The sequence below is a fragment of the Actinobacillus seminis genome (assembly GCF_002263215.1).
Classification (GTDB): Bacteria; Pseudomonadota; Gammaproteobacteria; order Enterobacterales; family Pasteurellaceae; genus Actinobacillus_B; species Actinobacillus_B seminis.
On the sequence record NZ_NLFK01000001.1, the window covers coordinates 60134 to 80164 of the forward strand.

A 20031-nucleotide genomic window follows, 5' to 3' on the forward strand; every position below is an offset into this window, starting at 1 on the left:
GGCCTTTTCTTGCGTTATTTATTTTTTATGAGATATTTGAATGTTCAAATCGCTGATACAATTTTTTAAATCAAAGTCAAATACGTCTAACATTAAGAAAGAAAATGCAGTACAGAGGCAAGAAAGACAAGATATAGAGGGTTGGATTACGCCTTATTCTGCCCAAGAATTACTTAATACGGAATTACGACAGCACTATCTTGGGTTGCTCTGGCAACAAGTCTCAATGACAAGAGAAATGTTTGAGCATTTGTATCAAAAACCCATTGAACGTTATGCCGAAATGGTTCAACTATTACCTGCCTCAGAGTCACATCATCACGCCCATTTAGGTGGTATGTTAGATCACGGTTTAGAAGTGATTTCGTTTGCGGCTAAGTTACGTGAAAACTATGTTTTACCATTAAATGCCGCACCGGAAGAGCAAGCAAAACAAAAAGATGCTTGGACTGCGGCAGTGATTTATTCAGCCTTGGTTCACGATATAGGGAAATCCATCGTGGATATTGAAATACAGCTACAAGATGGAAAACGTTGGTTTACTTGGAATGGCATACCAACATTGCCTTACAAATTTAGATACATTAAGCAGAGAGATTATGAACTCCACCCTGTATTAGGGGGATTTGTTGCTAATCAGCTAATCTCTAAAGAAATCTTCGATTGGGTGGCAACCTACCCGGAGGTATTTTCAGCATTAATGTACGCCATGGCAGGACATTATGATAAAGCCAACGTATTGGCTGAAATTGTACAAAAAGCTGATCAAAATAGTGTAGCATTGGCTTTAGGTGGCGATATTACTAAATTGGTTCAGAAACCCGTCATTTCCTTTGCGAAACAACTTATTTTGGCTTTACGCTATTTAGTTTCACAAAAATTCAAAATTAGCTCTAAAGGTCCGGGAGATGGTTGGCTTACGGAAGAGGGATTGTGGCTAATGAGTAAAACCACCGCTGATCAAATTCGAGCTTATTTGATGGGGCAGGGGATTAGTGTGCCAGGTGATAATCGCAAGTTGTTTGATGAAATGCAGGCTCATCAAGTCATTGAAAGTACATCAGAGGGGACTGCGATTTGGTATTGTCAACTACGTGCAGACGCAGGTTGGAAGCCTAAAGACAAGTTCAGTTTATTACGCATTAAACCCGAGGTAATTTGGGATAACATTGATGATCGTCCTGAATTATTTGCCGGAACAATTTGTGTTGTAGAAAAAGAAAATGAAGCGGAGGAAAAAATATCAAATACAGTAAATGAAGTACAGGATACTGTGCCAATAAATAGAAAAGAGAATATAGAACTTACTTCAAATTTACAAGAAAAAAATACCGCACTTCAATCGTTGAATCCATCTCAAAATCCTGAAGCAGTTGTAGAAAATTGTGATAATAACAGTGTTGATTTTTTACTAAATATGTTCAGCGATAACAACGAGCAACAAGTGATGAATATCCCCTCTGCTGACGCTGAAGCTGGAACAACAATGATATTAAAATCTGAGCCGGAGAATTTGAATACGCATATCGAAGTCGAAGCAAATGCTATTCCAAAGCTTCCAACAAATGACGACACACATTTAAAATCCGAAGGGCAGAAATTTGTAGATTGGTTAAAAGATAAACTGTTTAAAAAACAACTCACATTTAATGATCGCACAGCAAAAGTTCATATTGTTAATGATTGCTTGTTTATTGTTAGTCCAAGTTCCTTTGAACTATATTTACAAGAAAAAGGGGAATCTTATGATGAAGAGTGTATAAATAATTTACAATATGAATTTCAAGCACTCGGCTTGCATAGAAAGCGAATTATCAAAAATGACACCATAAACTTTTGGCGTTGTAAGGTGATAGGTCCAAAAAAAGAATCCTTCTTAGTGGGCTATCTTGTTCCAAATACCAGATTATTTTTTGGTGATAAGATTTTAATCAATAATAGACATCTATTACTAGAGGAGTAAAGCTATGCAAAATACCTGCACAACATTTGAGTTATTATTACAACAATTTTTTTTCACAAGTATTTACGCCTAGATACGAAGAAAAGCTATGAAAAAGCAATACGGCAATTATGTAAACATTGTGATGTGATTTATCCGAATGAAATTACGCGTACTCATTTGCTTAATTGGCGCAATAACGTTGTAGGTGAAGGAATTAAGCCGATTACTTGGAATAGTTATTTACGACATTTGAAGTGTCTTTATAAATTTGGGATTGAGAATGATTTGCTCCTTTATAAGGAAAATCCTTGTAATAATTTATTTTTAAGAGTAGGGAAACCAAAAAGAAAAATTCTTATTGAACGACAGTTAATAAAATTAGACTTTTTTCTTAGTGGTGAAGAAAATTTACCAAAAGTATTGAAGCCCCAGTGGTTTATCCAAGCGTTAGTTAATACATTTCGTTTTACTGGAATTCGCCGAGCCCAATTACTTCGGTTGAAAATAGGTGATGTTGATTTATATCAGAAAGTTATTCATATTTCTCCAGAGATTAATAAAAATCATGAATATCATTGTATTCCTATTTCAGATAGATTATTCCCTTATATTGAAAGATTAGTTATTGAACTAAGAAAATATAAACAGTCTTCTGATTCTCAGTTATTTAATATTAATATATTTCGCAAAACTCGATATAAAGGTCAAATTACAACAGAATATCAAATAAGTCACCTTTTTAGAGTAATTTCAAATAAGTTAGGCTTTCAAGTTTCTCCTCATCGTTTCAGACATACTGTAGCAACCAATCTGATGAAAAATCCAGATAATCTTTATGTTGCAAAACAATTACTTGGACATAAAGATGTAAGAGTTACATTAACTTATATCGAAAGTGATGTTGAAATGCTTAGAGAAAAAGTGAACTCAGATTTATTATAAAATATTACTATCCAGCCTTTACAAACTCTAGATTTTGTGTAAGATCGGAAAAATATTGATATGCTACAGGGCTAATCAGTCACGTGTATCGGCTGGGTATTTATAGTGAAAGTCCTGTAGCATTACTTGTAGCGGTTTTTTCTGTAGAGGTTTTACACAAAGGATTGAAAATCCCTTTTTATTTTTAACTCATGAAACAAGTAACCTTTCGTATGGGTTACCACTGTAGTAAGGATCTAACATGCCTATTATTACTTTACCCGACGGTTCACAACGTCAATTTGATCATCCGGTTTCCGTATTGGAAGTTGCACAAAATATTGGTGCAGGTCTTGCAAAAGCAACTATTGCGGGACGGGTGGACGGTGAACGTCGCGACGCCTGTGATTTGATCGAAGAAGATGCTAGTCTGGAAATTATTACCGCAAAAGATGAAGACGGTTTGGAAATTATCCGCCATTCTTGCGCCCATTTATTGGGTCACGCCATTAAACAACTTTTCCCGGATGTGAAAATGGCAATCGGACCGACTATCGACAACGGTTTTTATTATGACGTGGATTTAGACCGCTCTTTGACGCAAGAAGACTTGGATAAATTAGAAAAACGCATGTTGGAATTGGCGAAAACCAATTATGACGTAGTCAAAAAACCGGTCAGCTGGCAAGAAGCACGCGATACGTTTGAAAAACGTGGCGAACCGTATAAAATGGTGATTTTAGACGAAAATATCAGCAAAGACGCCCGTCCGGCATTGTATCATCACCAAGAATATATTGATATGTGTCGCGGTCCGCACGTGCCGAATATGCGTTTTTGTCATCATTTTAAACTACAAAAAGTGGCAGGTGCGTACTGGCGTGGCGACAGCAAAAATAAAATGCTACAACGAATTTATGGAACAGCATGGGCGGATAAAAAACAACTTGCCGATTATTTGCACCGTTTAGAAGAAGCGGCAAAACGTGACCACCGCAAAATCGGCAAAGCGTTGGATTTATATCATATGCAAGAAGAAGCACCGGGTATGGTGTTCTGGCATAACGACGGTTGGACTATTTTCCGCGAGCTTGAAACTTTTGTGCGTACCAAATTAAAAGAATATGATTATCAAGAAGTGAAAGGTCCGTTTATGATGGATCGCGTGCTTTGGGAACGTACCGGTCACTGGCAGAATTATGGCGATTTGATGTTCACCACGCAATCGGAAAACCGCGAATATGCTATTAAACCGATGAACTGTCCGGGACACGTTCAGATTTTCAATCAAGGCTTAAAATCATACCGCGATTTACCAATTCGTATGGCGGAATTTGGCTCCTGTCATCGTAACGAACCTTCCGGTTCATTACACGGTTTAATGCGCGTGCGCGGCTTTACCCAGGATGACGCCCATATTTTCTGTACCGAAGAACAAATTGAAAGCGAAGTCACCAGCTGTATTAAAATGGTTTACGATATCTACAGCACTTTCGGTTTTGAAAATATTGCGGTCAAACTGTCCACTCGTCCGGAAAACCGTATCGGCGACGACGCGATGTGGGATCGCGCTGAAGAAGGTCTTGCCAATGCGTTACGCAACAACGGGTTGGAATATGAAATTCAAGAAGGCGAGGGCGCATTCTACGGCCCGAAAATTGAATTTGCCTTACGAGACTGTCTTGATCGCGAATGGCAATGCGGTACCGTACAATTAGACTTTGCGTTGCCGAAACGTTTGGATGCCTCCTATGTCGCTGAAGATAACGGTCGTCGCATACCGGTGATGATCCATCGTGCAATTTTAGGGTCAATCGAGCGTTTTATCGGGATTATCACCGAAGAATACGCCGGTTTCTTCCCAGCATGGTTAGCACCGGTGCAAGCCGTGGTGATGAATATTACTGACAGCCAAGCGGAATATGTTCAAAGCGTAGTGAAAGCCTTGTCCAATGCCGGATTACGAGTGAAATCCGATTTGCGCAACGAAAAAATCGGTTTCAAAATCCGCGAACACACCTTACGTCGCGTGCCTTATATGCTGGTTTGCGGTGACAAAGAAATCGCCGAAGGCAAAGTCGCGGTGCGTACTCGTAAAGGTGCCGATCTTGGTGCTTTCAGCGTAGAAGAATTTGTTGAAATTCTGAAAAAACAAGTACGCGGACGCGAATTGAAAATCTTAGGCGAAGAAGCATAATTGCGCTGTTTTGCCGAGTTCATTGATAATATAAAAGTGCGGTTAAAATCTTAAAATTTTGACCGCACTTTTGTTTATGGCTGGATATTATTACAACAACGGGCTAAACAGGAAAAATAAGCGTTCGATAATCCGTTGGTAAACGGGGCGGTTTTTCCAGTCGGGGCAGTGCAACGGGACGGAATTATTGATGTAATTTTCTTGTAGCAAGGAGACTTCGTTGGCAAAGGCGCGATCTTCCACGACGATAGTGACTTCAAAATTGAGTAAAAAACTGCGTAAATCCATATTGACTGTGCCGACTAAGGAGAGGTGGTTGTCAATTAAAATACTTTTAGTGTGAAGTAATCCGCCATAAAATTGGTGAATTTTCACCCCTGCCATTAATAAATCTTCAAAAAAGGTGCGACTTGCCCAGCCGACCATTAAGGAATCATTTTTTTTCGGCAAAATAATATTGACTTCAACACCGCGTAATGCCGCAATGCGTAAGGCTTCGGCGATAGTGTGGCTCGGGACAAAATAGGGGGAGGTGATGGTGATATTTTCTTGTGCGGAAAAAATGGCAAGCAGTAAGGATTGCACCATTAAATCATCCGGAAATCCGGGACCGGTGGCAATGACTTGTACTGCATGGGAGTTATTATTTTCAATCGGTAATAGCGGGCAAGTAGGCAATTCCAGCGCTAAACTATGATTAGTTTCAATTTCCCAATCCCAAGCGTGTAAACTGTTTAAAATCGGGGAAACCGGTCCGTTAATACGTACCATAATATCCACCCATTTTCCGACTTGACTGCTTTGTTTGAATATATTCGGATCGACCATATTCATGCTGCCGGTGTAGGCAATTTGATTATCGATCACAATAATTTTGCGATGCTGGCGCAAGTCAATGCGGCTAAGAAATAGGCGAACTAAATTGACGTGTAGGGTTTCGGTAATTTCAATTCCGGCTTGAGTTAGTTTTTTACAATCTTTGCTTTTTAAAAAACGTCGGCTGCCGACACTGTCTAATAATATTTTGATGTTGACGCCGCGTTGTTTCGCCTCCAGCAACGCGGCATGAACCTGTTCGACTAAGCCGCCGGAAGACCAAATATAAAATACCATATTGATGGAGTAGCGCGCATTTTGAATATCTTGGATGATATTTTTGATTATATTATCATCTGCATTATCAAGAATATGCAATTCATTACCTAAAACGCAGGGAATGTTTAATTGTTTTTGAGTCAGTTCAAATAATGCACGATATTTCAGTTCATTTTGCGATTGAATTAGGTTGGTGCAGCGTGAAAAGTCATTAAACCATTGGGAAAATTTAGGCTGAAGTCGGCGAAAGGAGGCGGCACGGCGACTACCTAATTTGACTTCGCCAAAAATCAAATAGGCAAGAATTCCGACAACCGGAACTAAATAAATGATCATCAACCAAGATAAGGTGGTCGAAACAGATAGTCGGCGTACCGCAATCCGCAAGGTAATGGAGATGGTTAAAATCCACATTAAGACGGGGAGGATATATGGTACAATTTGCTCAAGATGATAGATCATAAAAAATTTAACCGCACTTTTTATTATGTTGGTTGACATTATATATAAACACGCCGATTTTATCATTATCGATAAACCTTGCGATATTAGTGTACATAAAGATGAATAGGCAATTGGACTGACCAGCCTCGTGGTGCAGCAATTACAAGCCGCGGATGCGGTCGGTGCATCCGGCGGAAATCGAGGTGAAATGTTTGCCAAAGTGCGGTGTATTTTTTCAACGAAATTCCGTATTGGAAACAATAAAGCAACCAAATCCGTCATTTTGTCGTTAAAATTGTTCGATTAATGCGATATTGCGTAAATTCTTATAATAAAAACGTGATTTTTTAAACAGTTAGTATTATGATTAAAATATTTTTACGCAGTAATGAAATTATTTAAGAACAGGGGATAGGTATGCAAAACCTGAAAGAGATTACGGAACAGGCGAAAAAGGCAATTGACGATCTGCATGATAAAAGTCTTGAAGCGTTGGATGCAATTCGTGTGGAATATTTCGGTAAAAAAGGACATTTTACTCAATTAATGCAAGGGTTACGTAATGTGGCGGCGGAAGAACGTCCGGCGATCGGTGCAAAAATCAATGAAGCTAAACAAGCGGTATTGGATGTATTAAATGAGAAAAAAGCGCAGTGGGAACAAGAAGCGTTAAATGCGCAATTGGCGAAAGAGAGTATTGACGTTAGTTTGCCGGGACGTAAAACCGAGTTAGGTGGATTGCATCCGGTTTCAGTGACTATTGGGCGTGTGGTGCAATTTTTCTCAAATTTAGGGTTTTCCGTGGAAGTGGGGCCGGAAATTGAAAGCGATTATTATAACTTTGATGCACTTAATATTCCGGCACACCATCCGGCGCGTGCCGATCATGATACTTTCTGGTTTGATGCTCGGCGTTTGTTAAGAACGCAAACCTCCGGCGTACAAATTCGTACCATGGAAAAAATGCGTCCGCCAATTCGGATTATTGCTCCGGGTCGTGTTTATCGTAATGACTATGACCAAACTCATACGCCAATGTTCCATCAAATTGAATTACTGTATGTGGATAAACACGCGAACTTCACCGAATTAAAAGGATTGTTACATGACTTCTTGCGTGCTTTCTTTGAGGAAGATTTACAAGTTCGTTTTCGTCCGTCTTATTTCCCGTTCACGGAACCTTCCGCAGAAGTAGATGTGATGCGTAAAAATGGAAAATGGTTGGAAGTATTGGGCTGCGGTATGGTACATCCAAATGTATTGCGTAACGTAGGAATTGATCCTGAAGAATATTCCGGTTTTGCGGTTGGTATGGGGGTCGAACGCTTGACCATGCTTCGTTACAACGTCACTGATTTGCGTTCTTTCTTTGAAAATGACTTACGTTTTTTAAAACAATTTAAATAATCGCAATAGCGATAAAAAAGTCATCAAAAATCAGTTGTCAACCTGTTAAGCAAACGAATTAAGAGTAGAGAAATATATGAAATTTAGTGAATTATGGGTACGTGAATGGGTCAATCCGGCTATTAGTACGGAACAATTATGTGATCAAATCACGATGTTGGGGTTGGAAGTGGATGCGGTCGAGCCGGTCGCCGGTGAATTTAATGGCGTTGTTGTGGGCGAAGTCGTGGAATGCGCTCAGCATCCTGATGCCGATAAATTGCGCGTAACCAAAGTGGATGTCGGTGGTGAGCGTTTATTGGATATCGTCTGTGGCGCGCCGAATTGTCGTCAAGGGCTGAAAGTGGCTTGTGCGACTGAGGGCGCAATTTTACCGGGTGATTTTAAAATCAAGAAAACCAAATTACGTGGTCAACCTTCCGAGGGAATGTTATGTTCTTACCGCGAATTAGGCATTTCCGAAGACCACGGCGGGATTATCGAATTGCCACCGGATGCGCCAATCGGTACGGATTTACGTGAGTATCTTAAATTAGCCGATAAAAGCATTGAAATTAGCTTAACGCCAAATCGTGCCGATTGTTTGAGTATCTCGGGTATTGCACGTGAATTGAGCGTGATCAATAAAATAACGTTAAACTCACCGCACTTTGCTCCGGTGATTCCGTCATTCTCTGAAAAAATTGAGATTGATGTGAGCGCCCCGGAAGCCTGTCCGCGTTATTTATTGCGTTCAGTGAAAAATGTAAATGTTAAGGCGAAAACGCCGGTGTGGATGCAAGAGAAATTACGTCGTTGCGATATTCGTTCTATTGATCCGATTGTGGATATTACTAACTACATTTTGCTTGAATTAGGGCAGCCAATGCACGCTTTTGACGCGGCGAAAGTGGCGCAGCCGGTACAAGTGAGAATGGCAAATGAGGGTGAAACCTTAGTTTTATTAGACGGTACGGAAGCAAAATTACAAGCGAATACCTTAGTGATTGCAGATAAAAATGGTCCGTTAGCCATAGCGGGGATTTTTGGTGGTGCGGCAAGTGGTGTGAGTGAGCAAACCAAAGATATTATTTTGGAAGCGGCATTCTTTGCGCCATTGGCGATTACGGGTCGTGCTAGACAATATGGTTTACATACCGACAGTTCGCACCGTTTTGAACGTGGTGTTGATTTTGATTTGCAATATAAAGCTATGGAAAGAGCTACCGCATTGGTATTAGAAATTTGTGGCGGCGAAGCGGGTGAGATTTGTGAGGCAGTGAGTATTAACAACTTACCGAAAGTGAAACAAGTTAAGTTACGTCGTCACAAATTAGATGCGTTATTGGGGCATTATGTTGAAACTGAAACGATAACCGATATTCTACGACGCTTAGGATTTGAAGTGCATTACAGCAATGATGTTTGGAATGTGATTTCGACCAGCTGGCGTTTTGATATTGAAATTGAAGAAGATTTGATTGAAGAAGTAGCGCGTATCTATGGCTATAACACGATTCCAAATAATGCACCACTCGCGCATTTGAAAATGAAATCCTTGCCGGAAAATATTCTAGACATGCTGCGTGTCAGAACTGCATTTGTGGACAGTGATTATCAAGAAATTGTGTCTTACAGCTTTGTTGATCCTGATGTACAACAACTATTGCATCCACAACAAGACGCCTTGATTTTACCAAACCCAATTTCTCGTGAAATGTCGGTGATGCGCGTTTCTTTATTATCCGGATTATTAACCACCGTAGCATATAACCAAAATCGTCAACAAAATCGTGTGCGCTTATTTGAAAGCGGCTTGCGTTTTATTCCGGATGCCAATGCTGAGTTTGGTGTGCGTCAAGAATATGTGATCGGTGCAGTTATCGTTGGCGATAAGCGTCCGGTACATTGGGAAAATAAAGGCGAAAATGTAGACTTTTTTGATCTAAAAGGTGATTTAGAGCGTATTTTATCGTTAACAAAAGTTGAAAATCGTTTACGTTTTGTTGCAAAATCCTATCCGGCGTTGCATCCGGGACAATCCGCTGCGATTATTTTGGATGATAAGGAAATTGGATTTATCGGTACGGTTCACCCCAAAGTCGTTCAACAATTAGGATTGTCCGGAAAACCTGTAGCATTTGAAATTGAATGGGCGGCAATTGAAGAACGTAATGTACCGAGTGCTAAGGAAATTTCTCGCTTCCCGTCAAATAAACGTGACATTGCTATTGTATTGGATGTTACCATTCCTGCCGGGGATGTATTAAATGCTTGTCGTCAGGTTGGTGGCAAACAATTGGTCAATGTCACCTTATTTGATGTTTACCAAGGTGCGAATTTGCCGGAAGGTAAAAAAAGTTTAGCGCTCAGTTTAACTATTCAAGATACTGAAAAAACGCTTGAAGAAAAAGATATTAATGCAGTAATTTCCGTTGTATTATCCGAATTAGAACAACGTTTTAATGCTTACTTAAGAGATTAAATTATGACATTGACCAAAATTGAACTCGCAGATAGCTTAATCGAAAAATATCATTTGAGTAAACATGATGCCAAGAAGTTAGTGGAAAGTTTTTTTGAAGAAATTCGATTGGCCTTAGAAAATGGACAAGATGTGAAATTATCCGGGTTTGGTAACTTTGAATTGCGCGATAAATCTTCGCGCCCCGGGCGAAATCCCAAAACGGGAGAAAGTGTTCCAGTTTCGGCAAGACGGGTTGTCGTATTTAAGCCGGGACAAAAATTGCGTACCCGTGTAGAAAAATCCAGACCTAAAAGTTAATATTCTTTTAATCTAGAGCCATTTTTGACCAAAATGGCTTTGTTTATTTCAAGGAAAAAACAATGAAATTGATTAGAAGCATTTTAATTGCAAGCAGTATAGCGACTTTGGTGGCATGCTCTTCGTCGCAATATTCCCGTATCAATTATCAAGGTCAGTTAAATGATCCGATTATAGCGATTACCTTATTGAGCGAACAGCAGCGGGAATGGGCGGGAACGCCTTATCGTATTGGCGGGATGAGTATGAATGGAGTAGATTGCTCAGGGTTTGTGCAATTGACCTTTAAAGATCGTTTTGGGATTAAATTGCCCAGAACGACAACTGAGCAAGCTATTTATGGGCAAAAAATCGGCAAAGACAGTATCCAAACCGGAGATTTAGTTTTTTTTAAAACCGAGCTCGGACCCAATGGTTATCATGTGGGGATTTATGTCAAAGACGGACAATTTTTACACGCTTCGACGAAAGGCGGTGTGATTTATTCTTCGCTGGATAATCCTTATTGGAAAAAAGCCTATTGGCAAACAAGACGAGTATAAAAACAATATACAAAAAAGTGCGGTTATTTTTCACCACACTTTTTTGATATGAGATTAATTAATTTCTTTAAATCGGATTATTTCGTTTTCAGCAAAAGGCGAGATCTCATCATCTTCGCTAAATACCACCGTAGGTAAATCCGGCTTATCAAATGCAGTATCACCCTCAATACCCTCCAGGCTTTTTCCATGTTGAATGCCTTTAAAATCAAATAAATGACTATCACATAAATGCGACGGAACAATATTTTGTATCGCACTAAACATGGTTTCAATTCGCCCCGGATATTGTCTATCCCATTTTTGTAGCATTTCTTTGACTACTTGGCGCTGTAAATTTGGTTGTGAACCGCAAAGATTACACGGAATAATCGGAAATTGTTTCGCAGCAGCATATTTTTCAATATCTTTTTCCCGGCAATGGGCCAGTGGGCGTATGACGATATGTTTACCGTCATCACTCATTAATTTCGGCGGCATGGCTTTTAATTTTCCGCCATAAAACATATTTAAAAATAACGTCTCTAACATATCGTCGCGATGATGACCTAATGCGATTTTGGTAGCACCTAATTCACTTGCTGTACGATATAAAATTCCGCGACGTAAACGAGAGCAGAGTGAACAAGTGGTTTTCCCTTCCGGAATTTTTTCTTTTACGACACCATAGGTATTTTCTTCTACGATTTTATATTCCACCCCGATTTTTTCTAAATATTCAGGTAACACTTCTTCCGGAAAGCCCGGTTGTTTTTGATCTAAATTAACTGCCACAATATCAAAATGCACCGGTGCATTAAGACGTAAATTCAGCAAAATATCCAATAAAGTATAACTGTCTTTGCCGCCAGATAAACAAACCATCACTTTATCCCCGTCCTCAATCATATTAAAATCAGCAATGGCATTACCGACGTTTCGACGTAAGCGTTTTTGGAGCTTATTTAGGTTGTAGATCTGTTTTTTTCTTTTTCAACGGAATTTAGGGCTTGTTCACTCATAATGCATTATCAATAGGGTTGAATTAGCGTTTAAAGTAAAAATCCCTTGCCTAATAAGACAAGGGATCAATACGAAATAAGATGGTGCGACTAGCTGGACTCGAACCAGTGACCCCCACCATGTCAAGGTGGTGCTCTAACCAACTGAGCTATAGTCGCGCAATTGGCGGTTAATATATAAGGATTTTTATGCCAATACAAGAGATTTTTTGTTTTTGCTGATTGAATGAGAAAAAATTAACCAATTTTATTGTCTGTAAAACAAAAAACAGATTATCAAGCCTTTTTAAAATTTTTGTAGTTTGTGATCTCGATCTGATTTTGTTTTCAGCGTATAATACGTCGCAGTTTTTTGACTATAGATAAATGAAAGCATTTGTATCTGTAATCTATAAATAAAAATTTAGTAAATCGTAATTAATGACGGAGTAAAGAATGTCTAGAAGACTAAGAAGAACAAAAATTGTATGTACAATGGGACCATCTACAGATCGTGGTAATAATTTAGAAAAAATTATTGCTGCCGGTGCGAACGTTGTACGTATGAATTTTTCTCACGGTACACCGGAAGACCATATCGGTCGTGCGCAACGTGTTCGAGAAATTGCGAAAAAATTAGGCAAAACTGTTGCTATTTTAGGAGACTTGCAAGGCCCTAAAATTCGTGTATCTACGTTTAAAGACGGTAAAATTTTCTTAAATATTGGTGATAAATTTGTTTTAGATGCAGAATTGCCAAAAGGTGAAGGTAATCAAGAATCTGTTGGTTTAGACTATAAAACATTACCGCAGGATGTAGTGCCGGGAGATATTTTATTATTAGATGACGGTCGCGTACAATTAAAAGTGTTGTCTACTGAAGGCACGAAAGTCTTCACTGAAGTCACTGTTGGCGGTCCGTTGTCAAATAATAAAGGGATCAACAAATTAGGTGGCGGTTTATCTGCAGATGCATTAACTGAAAAAGATAAAGCGGATATTATCACGGCAGCACGTATTGGTGTAGATTATTTGGCAGTGTCTTTCCCGCGATCGAGTGCCGATTTACATTATGCACGTAAATTAGCTACAGAAGCGGGTTTAAACGCGAAAATTGTTGCAAAAGTAGAACGTGCGGAAACCGTAATTGATGATGCGGCAATGGACGATATTATTTTAGCCTCTGATGTGATTATGGTAGCACGCGGTGACTTAGGAGTAGAAATTGGTGATCCTGAGTTAGTCGGTGTACAGAAAAAATTAATCCGTCGTTCACGTAAATTAAATCGCGTAGTCATTACTGCAACCCAAATGATGGAATCCATGATCAGCAACCCAATGCCAACTCGTGCGGAAGTCATGGATGTGGCAAATGCGGTGCTTGACGGTACCGATGCGGTAATGCTTTCTGCAGAAACTGCAGCGGGACAATATCCGGCTGAGACCGTTGCGGCAATGGCGAAAGTTTGTTTAGGTGCAGAAAAAATGCCAAGCATTAACGTTTCTCGCCACCGTATGGACGTGGAATTTGATGATATTGAAGAAGCGGTAGCAATGTCTGCGATGTTTGCCGCAAACCATATGAAAGGAGTTGCTGCAATTATTTCTATGACACATAGCGGACGTACGCCGTTGTTAATGTCTCGTATCAGTTCCGGCTTGCCGATTTTTGCGTTATCGCGTATACAAGAAACCTTAAATTTATGTTCGTTATATCGTGGTGTAACGCCGGTCTTTTGTGATGAAGCTAGTCGTACGGTTGAGGGTGCTAAATTAGCTATTCAGCTGTTAAAAGACAAAGGTTTTTTGGTTTCCGGCGATTTAGTGTTATTAACTCAAGGCGACGAGTTAATCCAAGGCGGTACGAATACTTGCCGTACCTTAGTGGTTGACTAATCTCATCCGGGAAAAAGATAAAAGCGGAAGTGCAATCATTTTCGCTTTTTTATGGCTTATTGTTCATAAGTGTTGTTATCATGTAATCGCCATTTTTTGACCGCACTTTGCACTTTGATAAACCAACTCAATTAATTGGAGAACAGTAATGGCTTGTTGCGGTGTGATGATTAAATCTTGGTTTTCACATAATACCTGATAAATATTGTCATAATAGGCTTGATAATTGCCGCGTACACTTTCCAGTTTGTGGCGCACGATTTCACCGTTGATTTCCGTATGTAAGGTTCCCCATTGATTTTCCGGTTCCTGATTCCAATTATCACAAGGGCGGATGCCGGCAAGCAATAAACTTTCTTGATTGTCTAAAGTGAGTTTAATATAAGAACCTAATTTGCCTTGTAAAATAATGTGCGGCGCAGATTCCCGCGCATATTTTGTGGCAGACATCACAACATTCTTATCGGTATAATAGAAGGTAATTCTAAAATTATCATCCGCTTTCCCACCTTCATGTTGGCAACGTAAATCCGCATAAAGTGCGGTCGGAATTCCGAATAAATCCACAACATGATAGATTAAATGCACTCCCAAATCGTAAACCAATCCGGTACCGAATTCGCCGGTCTCTTTCCATTGTTTACGATTTAAGCTTTGGTTAAAACGTTCATAACGAATTTCATAATCTACAATATCCCGAGGGGTTGATTTTTTACCAATTATTTCACTGTTAAGGCGCCATTATCCCAACGTCGATTTTGAAAAACGGATAACATCACATTTTTTTCTTTGGCTAATAAGGCAAGCTCAGATGCTTCTTGGGCATAAATCGTTAACGGTTTTTCAACAATCACATTTTTCCGGCTAAAATAGCTCGCTTGCAAAAATCATAATGGGTTTGATTTAGCGTGGTAATCACGACTAAATCAATTTCGTCGGTTAATAATGCCTCAAATTCATGTACGGAGGTTGTTTCGGGAAATTGCTGCTCGGCATGATTGCTTTTTTGGCGTTCAAAGATTTTTTTAACTTGAAAGCGTGGATCGAGGGTTAAAAATGGTAGATGAAAGGTTTTTGCCGACATACCAAAGCCGGCAATTCCAATATTTACTCTTTTTTCATGAATCATTTTAATTTTTCCAGTTTAAGCAATAATTGTTGATCAGACAGGGATTGAATTTTACGCATGCGTTGCAACAATAAAACTGCCGCAATAGTAAGGCTGATTACAAAGCCAATCCAAAATCCTGAAGCCCCTAAATGAGGTACAATAAGATCCGTTCTGGATAGTGTATATCCAATCGGCATTCCGATAACCCAATAACAGAATAGCGTAATATAGAGAATGGCTTTTGTGTCTTTATAGCCACGTAACGCCCCACCTGAAACCACTTGAACCGTATCAGAAAATTGATAAAGTGCGGCGATTAACAGTAGGCTGCCCGCCATGGCAATCACAGTTTGATCATTAACAAAAATAGAAGCGATCTGATGACGAAAAGTCACTGTGATGAAAGTGGTGATTGCTGCAATAGATAAACCAACAGCAAGTGCGGCGCGAGAAACCTGTTTAGCATTAAACGGAGATCCCTCTCCTAATCTTTGCCCTACCAGAATGGTAGTTGCCATACCTAAGGACATTGGCAGCATAAAAATAAATGAACTGGTATTTAATGCAATCTGATGGCTGGCAACGACATCCGTTCCCAATGGAGAAAGTAACATAGCTGTCAATGCAAATAAAGCAACTTCACAAAATAGTGCAATAGCAATAGGTAACCCTAAACGTAATAATTTAGTTAATGTGATCATGTTCGGCTTTTCTATGACAGGGGTGAAAATATGTAAATCCCGTTGGTTCTTAGCTTTAGTACAATAAAAGATCATCATAAAGCACATTACCCAGTTGACAATAGCAGTGGCAATCCCGCAGCCCACAGCGCCAAATGCCGGTAGACCGAATTTTCCGTAAATAAAACTGTAATTGAGCGGAATATTTAACAATAAGCCTAAGAACGCGATAATCATTGCCGGCTTGGTTTTTGCAATTCCATCATTTAAGCAACGATAATTAATCATTAACAAATAACCGGGTAAACCCCATAACATTGCATGCAAATAACCGATGGTAATATTTGCCAATTTGTCTTCCATTTGCATTAACGAAAGTATTTTATCACTATGATAAATAAGTAATCCTAACGGAATGCAGATCATCACAACAATCCATATTCCTTGACGAATTTGATGAGCAATTTTATGTCGTTGGGCAGAACCATTTAAATAAGAAATCGACGGTGGAAGTGCTAATAAAAGCCCTTGACCGAATAATACCAAGGGTAACCAAATAGACGCGCCGACAGAAATTGCTGCCATATCTGTTGCGCTGACTCGCCCTGACATGATTGTATCAACCAATCCCATTGAGGTTTGAGCAATTTGCGCCAATAAAATAGGAATTGCAATAGTAATTAATTTTTTTATTTCCGCATGATATTCTTTGATAAGTGTTAATTTCATAAAAGATCCGAATTTGTTATACTGATTTCGTTTTTCTTTTCATTAGTTGTGCGGTAATATTGAAACTTTACCGCCACTCAATATATAAAGAGAATACATTATGTTTACAGGAATTGTTCAAGGAACAGCTCAAATTCATTCTATTGATGGAAAGGACAATTTTAGAACACAGATTGTCAAAATGCCACAAGAATTGTTAATTGATTTGAAAATTGGTGCATCTGTCGCCAATAACGGTGTTTGTTTAACCGTTACGAATATTAATCAGGATTTAGTAAGTTTTGATTTGATGCAAGAAACATTAAAAATTACCAATTTAGGGCAATTGAAAGTAGGGGATTTTGTTAATATTGAACGTGCGATGAGAATGGGGGATGAAATCGGTGGGCATATTTTATCTGGTCATGTGTATTGTACTGCAAAAGTAACAAGACGTATTCCCTCGGCAAATAATTTACAGCTTTGGTTTGAATTACCAAACACCGACGTAATGAAATATATTTTAACAAAAGGGTTCATTGCTATTGACGGTATTAGTTTGACGATTGGTGAGGTGGATACACAAGCATTTTGCGTAAACTTAATCCCGGAAACACTACATCGGACTTTGATAGGAAAACGTGAAATAGGGGATTGGGTGAATATTGAAATTGATCCGCAAACCCAAGCGATTGTAGATACAGTTGATCGTTATATGGCGGTTAGAAAATAAAAAGTGCGGTTAAAAATTATGTAGATATTGACCGCACTTCGTTGCGTTTTATACAGAAGTTTTTTGCATTTATGCAGTGAATTCATTATAATTTGCCTCTCTATTGAGGCGATAACAATTAGGAACAAGTTTATATGAAAAAATATCTTTCTTTGATTATGACATTGTTAGCCACGAATGCTATGGCTGAAACCGTCATGCCAGTGGCGCCATCTATGCCAACACTTTATTTAAGTACGGTTGACACAGGAGGGCGTGTATTAAAATCGCTCAATACGACGACCTATTCTGTAAGTAATGCAAAATTAGCTTTATGTTGGGAAGTGGTGGGTGTACCACTTTTAGCTCAAAATAATGTGGTTGAAGTGATAACCGGTCCGGAGCGTTTTACGGTGAACGGTGATAATAATTCTGTGATAAATACCGATAAAAGTGGCAAAGTCTATACGATTAAACACGTGGCAACACCGGCAATTAATAATGAATTTATTCGTCGTTGTTGGAAATTTGATAAAAAGGATCCTTTAGGGGAATATAAATTGGATGTGACCGTCAATGATGTCTCATTCCCAACGAGAACATTTACGTTGATTAAGTAACAAAACATGAAAAAAACGGAATTGATTTCCGGTTTTTATCTGTGATTTTTATTTATTGCCGGGTTTAATTGCCAATAAATTGCAATTTAATTTGCTGATGACATGTTCCGCGGTATTACCAAGGAACGCGGCAGATAAGCCGGTACGTCCAATCGTACCTAAAACCACCAACTCCGCCCCCAATTCATCGGCAACTTGAGGGATGACATCTTCCGGAAAACCTTCTCTCACATGTGTATGATCTTCATCAATACTGAATTTTTGGCGTAATGCTTTCATGTTCAATAAATGTTGTCCGCGTATGCTATTGTTGTATTCAGTCGTATTAAATTCCGGCAAATCAATTGCCATATTAATTGGTGTTGGCGGGTAGGCGGTGACTAAATGTACATTGCCACGTTCCAAACTATCTGCTAAATCAATACCGAGCGACACTAATTCTTGATTAAAACTGTCATGATGCTCTTCCTCATCTGACACATTTACTGCTACCAGAATACGGCGTTGATGTTTCCAATCGGAATCTTTTACGATCATAATCGGTACCGGACATTTGCGTAATAATTGCCAATCCATCGGTGTAAACAATAATGCAGCAAGACTTTCTTCCGCTTGGGTATATTTGACCACCAAATCATAATGTGTTTTTTCGACTTCAGCGGCAATAGCTTCCGCTTCATTGCTGTTCCAAACGACAATTGAATCAAATTCAATACTCGGATCGTAATATTTTGTCAAATAAGGTTGAATTGCCTTTTGACGTTGTTCAATTACCCCTTGATGCATATTTCCCCTTTCTTCAGAGGACAAAATTGCCGACATTTCATAAGACAAATCATACACTGACATAAAAGTAGTAATTTTCACATTAATATCGCTTTTTTGCTCTTTAACCAAACGGACTGCACGAGCCAGTGCATATTGTTTTTCATTCTCAGGATTGAGCACCACGAGTATGTTGGTAAACTTCATAACAATCTCCTTAATTTAACGGTTGTTATTGCGTTAATAGCATAGTGAAGATTGACAAAAATAACAAGAATTTTCCTACAGATTAGGAAAAGAAGATAACATCACACAAAGAAGGGGAGGGTAAAATCCATAATTTTTCAGTGAAAAAGCCACCTAAAAAAGGATTATCCAACTGGTTTAATCCCTATTTTTAGCGGTGCCGGCAATATCAGATAAACCTTGCATATCGTTGATAGTAATATATTTTCCTTGTACGGATAAAAGTCCGATTTTTTGGAAACGACCTAATAAACGACTGATGGTTTCAACGGTTAAGCCTAAATAATTACCGATATCACTACGGGTCATCGTGAGACGGAATTCTCTGGCGGAAAATCCGCGAGCAGAGTAGCGACGGGACAGATTTTGGATAAATGCCGCTAAACGCTCTTCGGCATTCATTTTGGATAACAACAAAATCATTTCCTGATCCGTTTTAATTTCATTACTCATTAAACGCATAATTTGCTGGCGTAATTTAGGCATTTTGCCGGACAGATCATCTAAAATATCGAAAGGAATTTCACATACCATAGCAGTTTCTAAAGCTTGGGCAAAACTTGGATGTTGCATATTCATAATAGCATCAAACCCTACCAAATCACCGGGTAAATGAAAAGAGGTAATTTGTTCTTCACCGGTTTCACTAATGGTATAGGATTTTATCGTACCGGAACGAATAGCATAAATTGAATTTAAGGTATCACCGGCTTTAAATAAGACTTGGGATTTTTGAATAGGTTTTTTACGTTCAATAATATTATCGAGTTGATCTAATTCATGTTCGTTCAATGTAAATGGAATACAAAGCTGACTAATACTACAATCTTGGCAGTGAATTGCGCAACCTCCGGACTGTACTCGGCGACCAACACGAGTTTCACACGTTAAAATATTCATCCTATCCTCAAATAACATGGTAAAATCGGAAAACAATCAGGTAAAATTGATCTATCTCAATAAATCATATCATTAAATCTAAAATTTAAGAAGATTTA

Annotated in this window: 16 protein-coding genes, 1 tRNA gene and 1 pseudogene; 11 read left to right on the top strand and 7 right to left on the bottom strand. The window is 38.9% G+C overall.

Annotation, left to right across the window (positions count from 1 at the left end):
* Positions 1–40 precede the first annotated feature (40 nt).
* The 3 genes from mobH to thrS all read left to right on the top strand — a co-directional run bounded on the left by mobH (position 41) and on the right by thrS (position 5063).
* A complete protein-coding gene (gene mobH / locus CFY87_RS00430) occupies positions 41–1963 on the top strand; it encodes a MobH family relaxase (RefSeq protein ID WP_094945351.1) in 1923 nt (640 codons plus the stop codon).
* Positions 1964–2089: 126 nt separating this feature from the next.
* Positions 2090–2887 (top strand): tyrosine-type recombinase/integrase, encoded by a 798-nt coding sequence (locus CFY87_RS00435; RefSeq protein WP_094945352.1) that lies wholly within the window; start codon positions 2090–2092, stop codon positions 2885–2887.
* A gap of 241 nt (positions 2888–3128) precedes the next feature.
* Positions 3129–5063: a threonine--tRNA ligase gene (gene thrS / locus CFY87_RS00440; RefSeq protein WP_094945353.1), complete on the top strand. Its 1935-nt coding sequence runs from the start codon at positions 3129–3131 to the stop codon at positions 5061–5063.
* A gap of 90 nt (positions 5064–5153) precedes the next feature.
* On the opposite strand, the gene cls is transcribed toward thrS, so the two are convergent.
* The gene (gene cls / locus CFY87_RS00445) at positions 5154–6659 is read right to left on the bottom strand and encodes a cardiolipin synthase (protein ID WP_419670232.1); all 1506 of its coding nucleotides are present in this window, start codon (positions 6657–6659) and stop codon (positions 5154–5156) included.
* Positions 6660–6753: 94 nt separating this feature from the next.
* Here cls and CFY87_RS11615 point away from each other — a divergent pair, with 94 nt between their 5' ends.
* The 5 genes from CFY87_RS11615 (at position 6754) to CFY87_RS00470 (ending at position 11315) form a co-directional block, all read left to right on the top strand.
* Complete coding sequence (locus CFY87_RS11615; RefSeq protein ID WP_158216593.1) at positions 6754–6909, top strand: hypothetical protein; 156 nt, start codon at positions 6754–6756, stop codon at positions 6907–6909.
* A 110-nt stretch (positions 6910–7019) separates the two neighbouring features.
* A complete protein-coding gene (gene pheS / locus CFY87_RS00455) occupies positions 7020–8009 on the top strand; it encodes a phenylalanine--tRNA ligase subunit alpha (protein ID WP_094945355.1) in 990 nt (329 codons plus the stop codon).
* Positions 8010–8085: 76 nt separating this feature from the next.
* Positions 8086–10473: a phenylalanine--tRNA ligase subunit beta gene (gene pheT / locus CFY87_RS00460; RefSeq protein ID WP_094945356.1), complete on the top strand. Its 2388-nt coding sequence runs from the start codon at positions 8086–8088 to the stop codon at positions 10471–10473.
* A gap of 3 nt (positions 10474–10476) precedes the next feature.
* The gene (locus tag CFY87_RS00465) at positions 10477–10773 is read left to right on the top strand and encodes an integration host factor subunit alpha (protein ID WP_094945357.1); all 297 of its coding nucleotides are present in this window, start codon (positions 10477–10479) and stop codon (positions 10771–10773) included.
* Positions 10774–10835: 62 nt separating this feature from the next.
* Entirely contained in the window at positions 10836–11315 is a 480-nt protein-coding gene (locus tag CFY87_RS00470; RefSeq protein WP_094945358.1) for a C40 family peptidase, read from the top strand.
* Positions 11316–11369: 54 nt separating this feature from the next.
* Here CFY87_RS00470 and ttcA read toward each other — a convergent pair whose 3' ends face one another.
* Both ttcA and CFY87_RS00480 read right to left on the bottom strand, forming a co-directional pair.
* The gene (gene ttcA, locus CFY87_RS00475; RefSeq protein WP_094945359.1) at positions 11370–12272 is read right to left on the bottom strand and encodes a tRNA 2-thiocytidine(32) synthetase TtcA; all 903 of its coding nucleotides are present in this window, start codon (positions 12270–12272) and stop codon (positions 11370–11372) included.
* Between the two features lie 126 nt (positions 12273–12398).
* A tRNA-Val gene (locus CFY87_RS00480) sits at positions 12399–12475 on the bottom strand.
* 276 nt (positions 12476–12751) lie between these two features.
* Between CFY87_RS00480 and pyk the strand changes: the two genes are divergently transcribed.
* Complete coding sequence (pyk, locus tag CFY87_RS00485; RefSeq protein WP_094945360.1) at positions 12752–14191, top strand: pyruvate kinase; 1440 nt, start codon at positions 12752–12754, stop codon at positions 14189–14191.
* 78 nt (positions 14192–14269) lie between these two features.
* On the opposite strand, the pseudogene CFY87_RS00490 reads toward pyk, so the two are convergent.
* Both CFY87_RS00490 and CFY87_RS00495 read right to left on the bottom strand, forming a co-directional pair.
* Positions 14270–15320 (bottom strand): annotated as a pseudogene (locus tag CFY87_RS00490) (Gfo/Idh/MocA family oxidoreductase).
* Positions 15317–16711 (bottom strand): MATE family efflux transporter, encoded by a 1395-nt coding sequence (locus CFY87_RS00495; RefSeq protein ID WP_094945361.1) that lies wholly within the window; start codon positions 16709–16711, stop codon positions 15317–15319. The pseudogene CFY87_RS00490 and the gene CFY87_RS00495 overlap by 4 nt, the downstream one beginning before the upstream one ends.
* Before the next feature lie 100 nt (positions 16712–16811).
* Here CFY87_RS00495 and CFY87_RS00500 point away from each other — a divergent pair, with 100 nt between their 5' ends.
* Entirely contained in the window at positions 16812–17423 is a 612-nt protein-coding gene (locus tag CFY87_RS00500; protein ID WP_094945362.1) for a riboflavin synthase subunit alpha, read from the top strand.
* A 134-nt stretch (positions 17424–17557) separates the two neighbouring features.
* A complete protein-coding gene (locus tag CFY87_RS00505; RefSeq protein WP_094945363.1) occupies positions 17558–18022 on the top strand; it encodes a hypothetical protein in 465 nt (154 codons plus the stop codon).
* 48 nt (positions 18023–18070) lie between these two features.
* Here the strand turns inward: CFY87_RS00505 and uspE are convergent, their stop codons facing one another.
* Entirely contained in the window at positions 18071–18994 is a 924-nt protein-coding gene (gene uspE / locus CFY87_RS00510; RefSeq protein WP_094945364.1) for a universal stress protein UspE, read from the bottom strand.
* Positions 18995–19171: 177 nt separating this feature from the next.
* Positions 19172–19933: an FNR family transcription factor gene (locus CFY87_RS00515; protein ID WP_094945365.1), complete on the bottom strand. Its 762-nt coding sequence runs from the start codon at positions 19931–19933 to the stop codon at positions 19172–19174.
* Between the last annotated feature and the right edge of the window lie 98 nt (positions 19934–20031).

What these genes read in the sequence shown, in the direction of transcription:
- mobH (WP_094945351.1), top strand. Translation starts at nt 41, where the DNA reads ATGTTCAAATCGCTGATACAATTTTTTAAATCAAAGTCAAATACGTCT.
- thrS (WP_094945353.1), top strand. Translation starts at nt 3,129, where the DNA reads ATGCCTATTATTACTTTACCCGACGGTTCACAACGTCAATTTGATCAT.
- cls (WP_419670232.1), bottom strand. Translation starts at nt 6,659, where the DNA reads ATGTCAACCAACATAATAAAAAGTGCGGTTAAATTTTTTATGATCTAT.
- pheS (WP_094945355.1), top strand. Translation starts at nt 7,020, where the DNA reads ATGCAAAACCTGAAAGAGATTACGGAACAGGCGAAAAAGGCAATTGAC.
- pheT (WP_094945356.1), top strand. Translation starts at nt 8,086, where the DNA reads ATGAAATTTAGTGAATTATGGGTACGTGAATGGGTCAATCCGGCTATT.
- CFY87_RS00465 (WP_094945357.1), top strand. Translation starts at nt 10,477, where the DNA reads ATGACATTGACCAAAATTGAACTCGCAGATAGCTTAATCGAAAAATAT.
- CFY87_RS00470 (WP_094945358.1), top strand. Translation starts at nt 10,836, where the DNA reads ATGAAATTGATTAGAAGCATTTTAATTGCAAGCAGTATAGCGACTTTG.
- pyk (WP_094945360.1), top strand. Translation starts at nt 12,752, where the DNA reads ATGTCTAGAAGACTAAGAAGAACAAAAATTGTATGTACAATGGGACCA.
- CFY87_RS00495 (WP_094945361.1), bottom strand. Translation starts at nt 16,711, where the DNA reads ATGAAATTAACACTTATCAAAGAATATCATGCGGAAATAAAAAAATTA.
- CFY87_RS00500 (WP_094945362.1), top strand. Translation starts at nt 16,812, where the DNA reads ATGTTTACAGGAATTGTTCAAGGAACAGCTCAAATTCATTCTATTGAT.
- CFY87_RS00505 (WP_094945363.1), top strand. Translation starts at nt 17,558, where the DNA reads ATGAAAAAATATCTTTCTTTGATTATGACATTGTTAGCCACGAATGCT.
- uspE (WP_094945364.1), bottom strand. Translation starts at nt 18,994, where the DNA reads ATGAAGTTTACCAACATACTCGTGGTGCTCAATCCTGAGAATGAAAAA.
- CFY87_RS00515 (WP_094945365.1), bottom strand. Translation starts at nt 19,933, where the DNA reads ATGAATATTTTAACGTGTGAAACTCGTGTTGGTCGCCGAGTACAGTCC.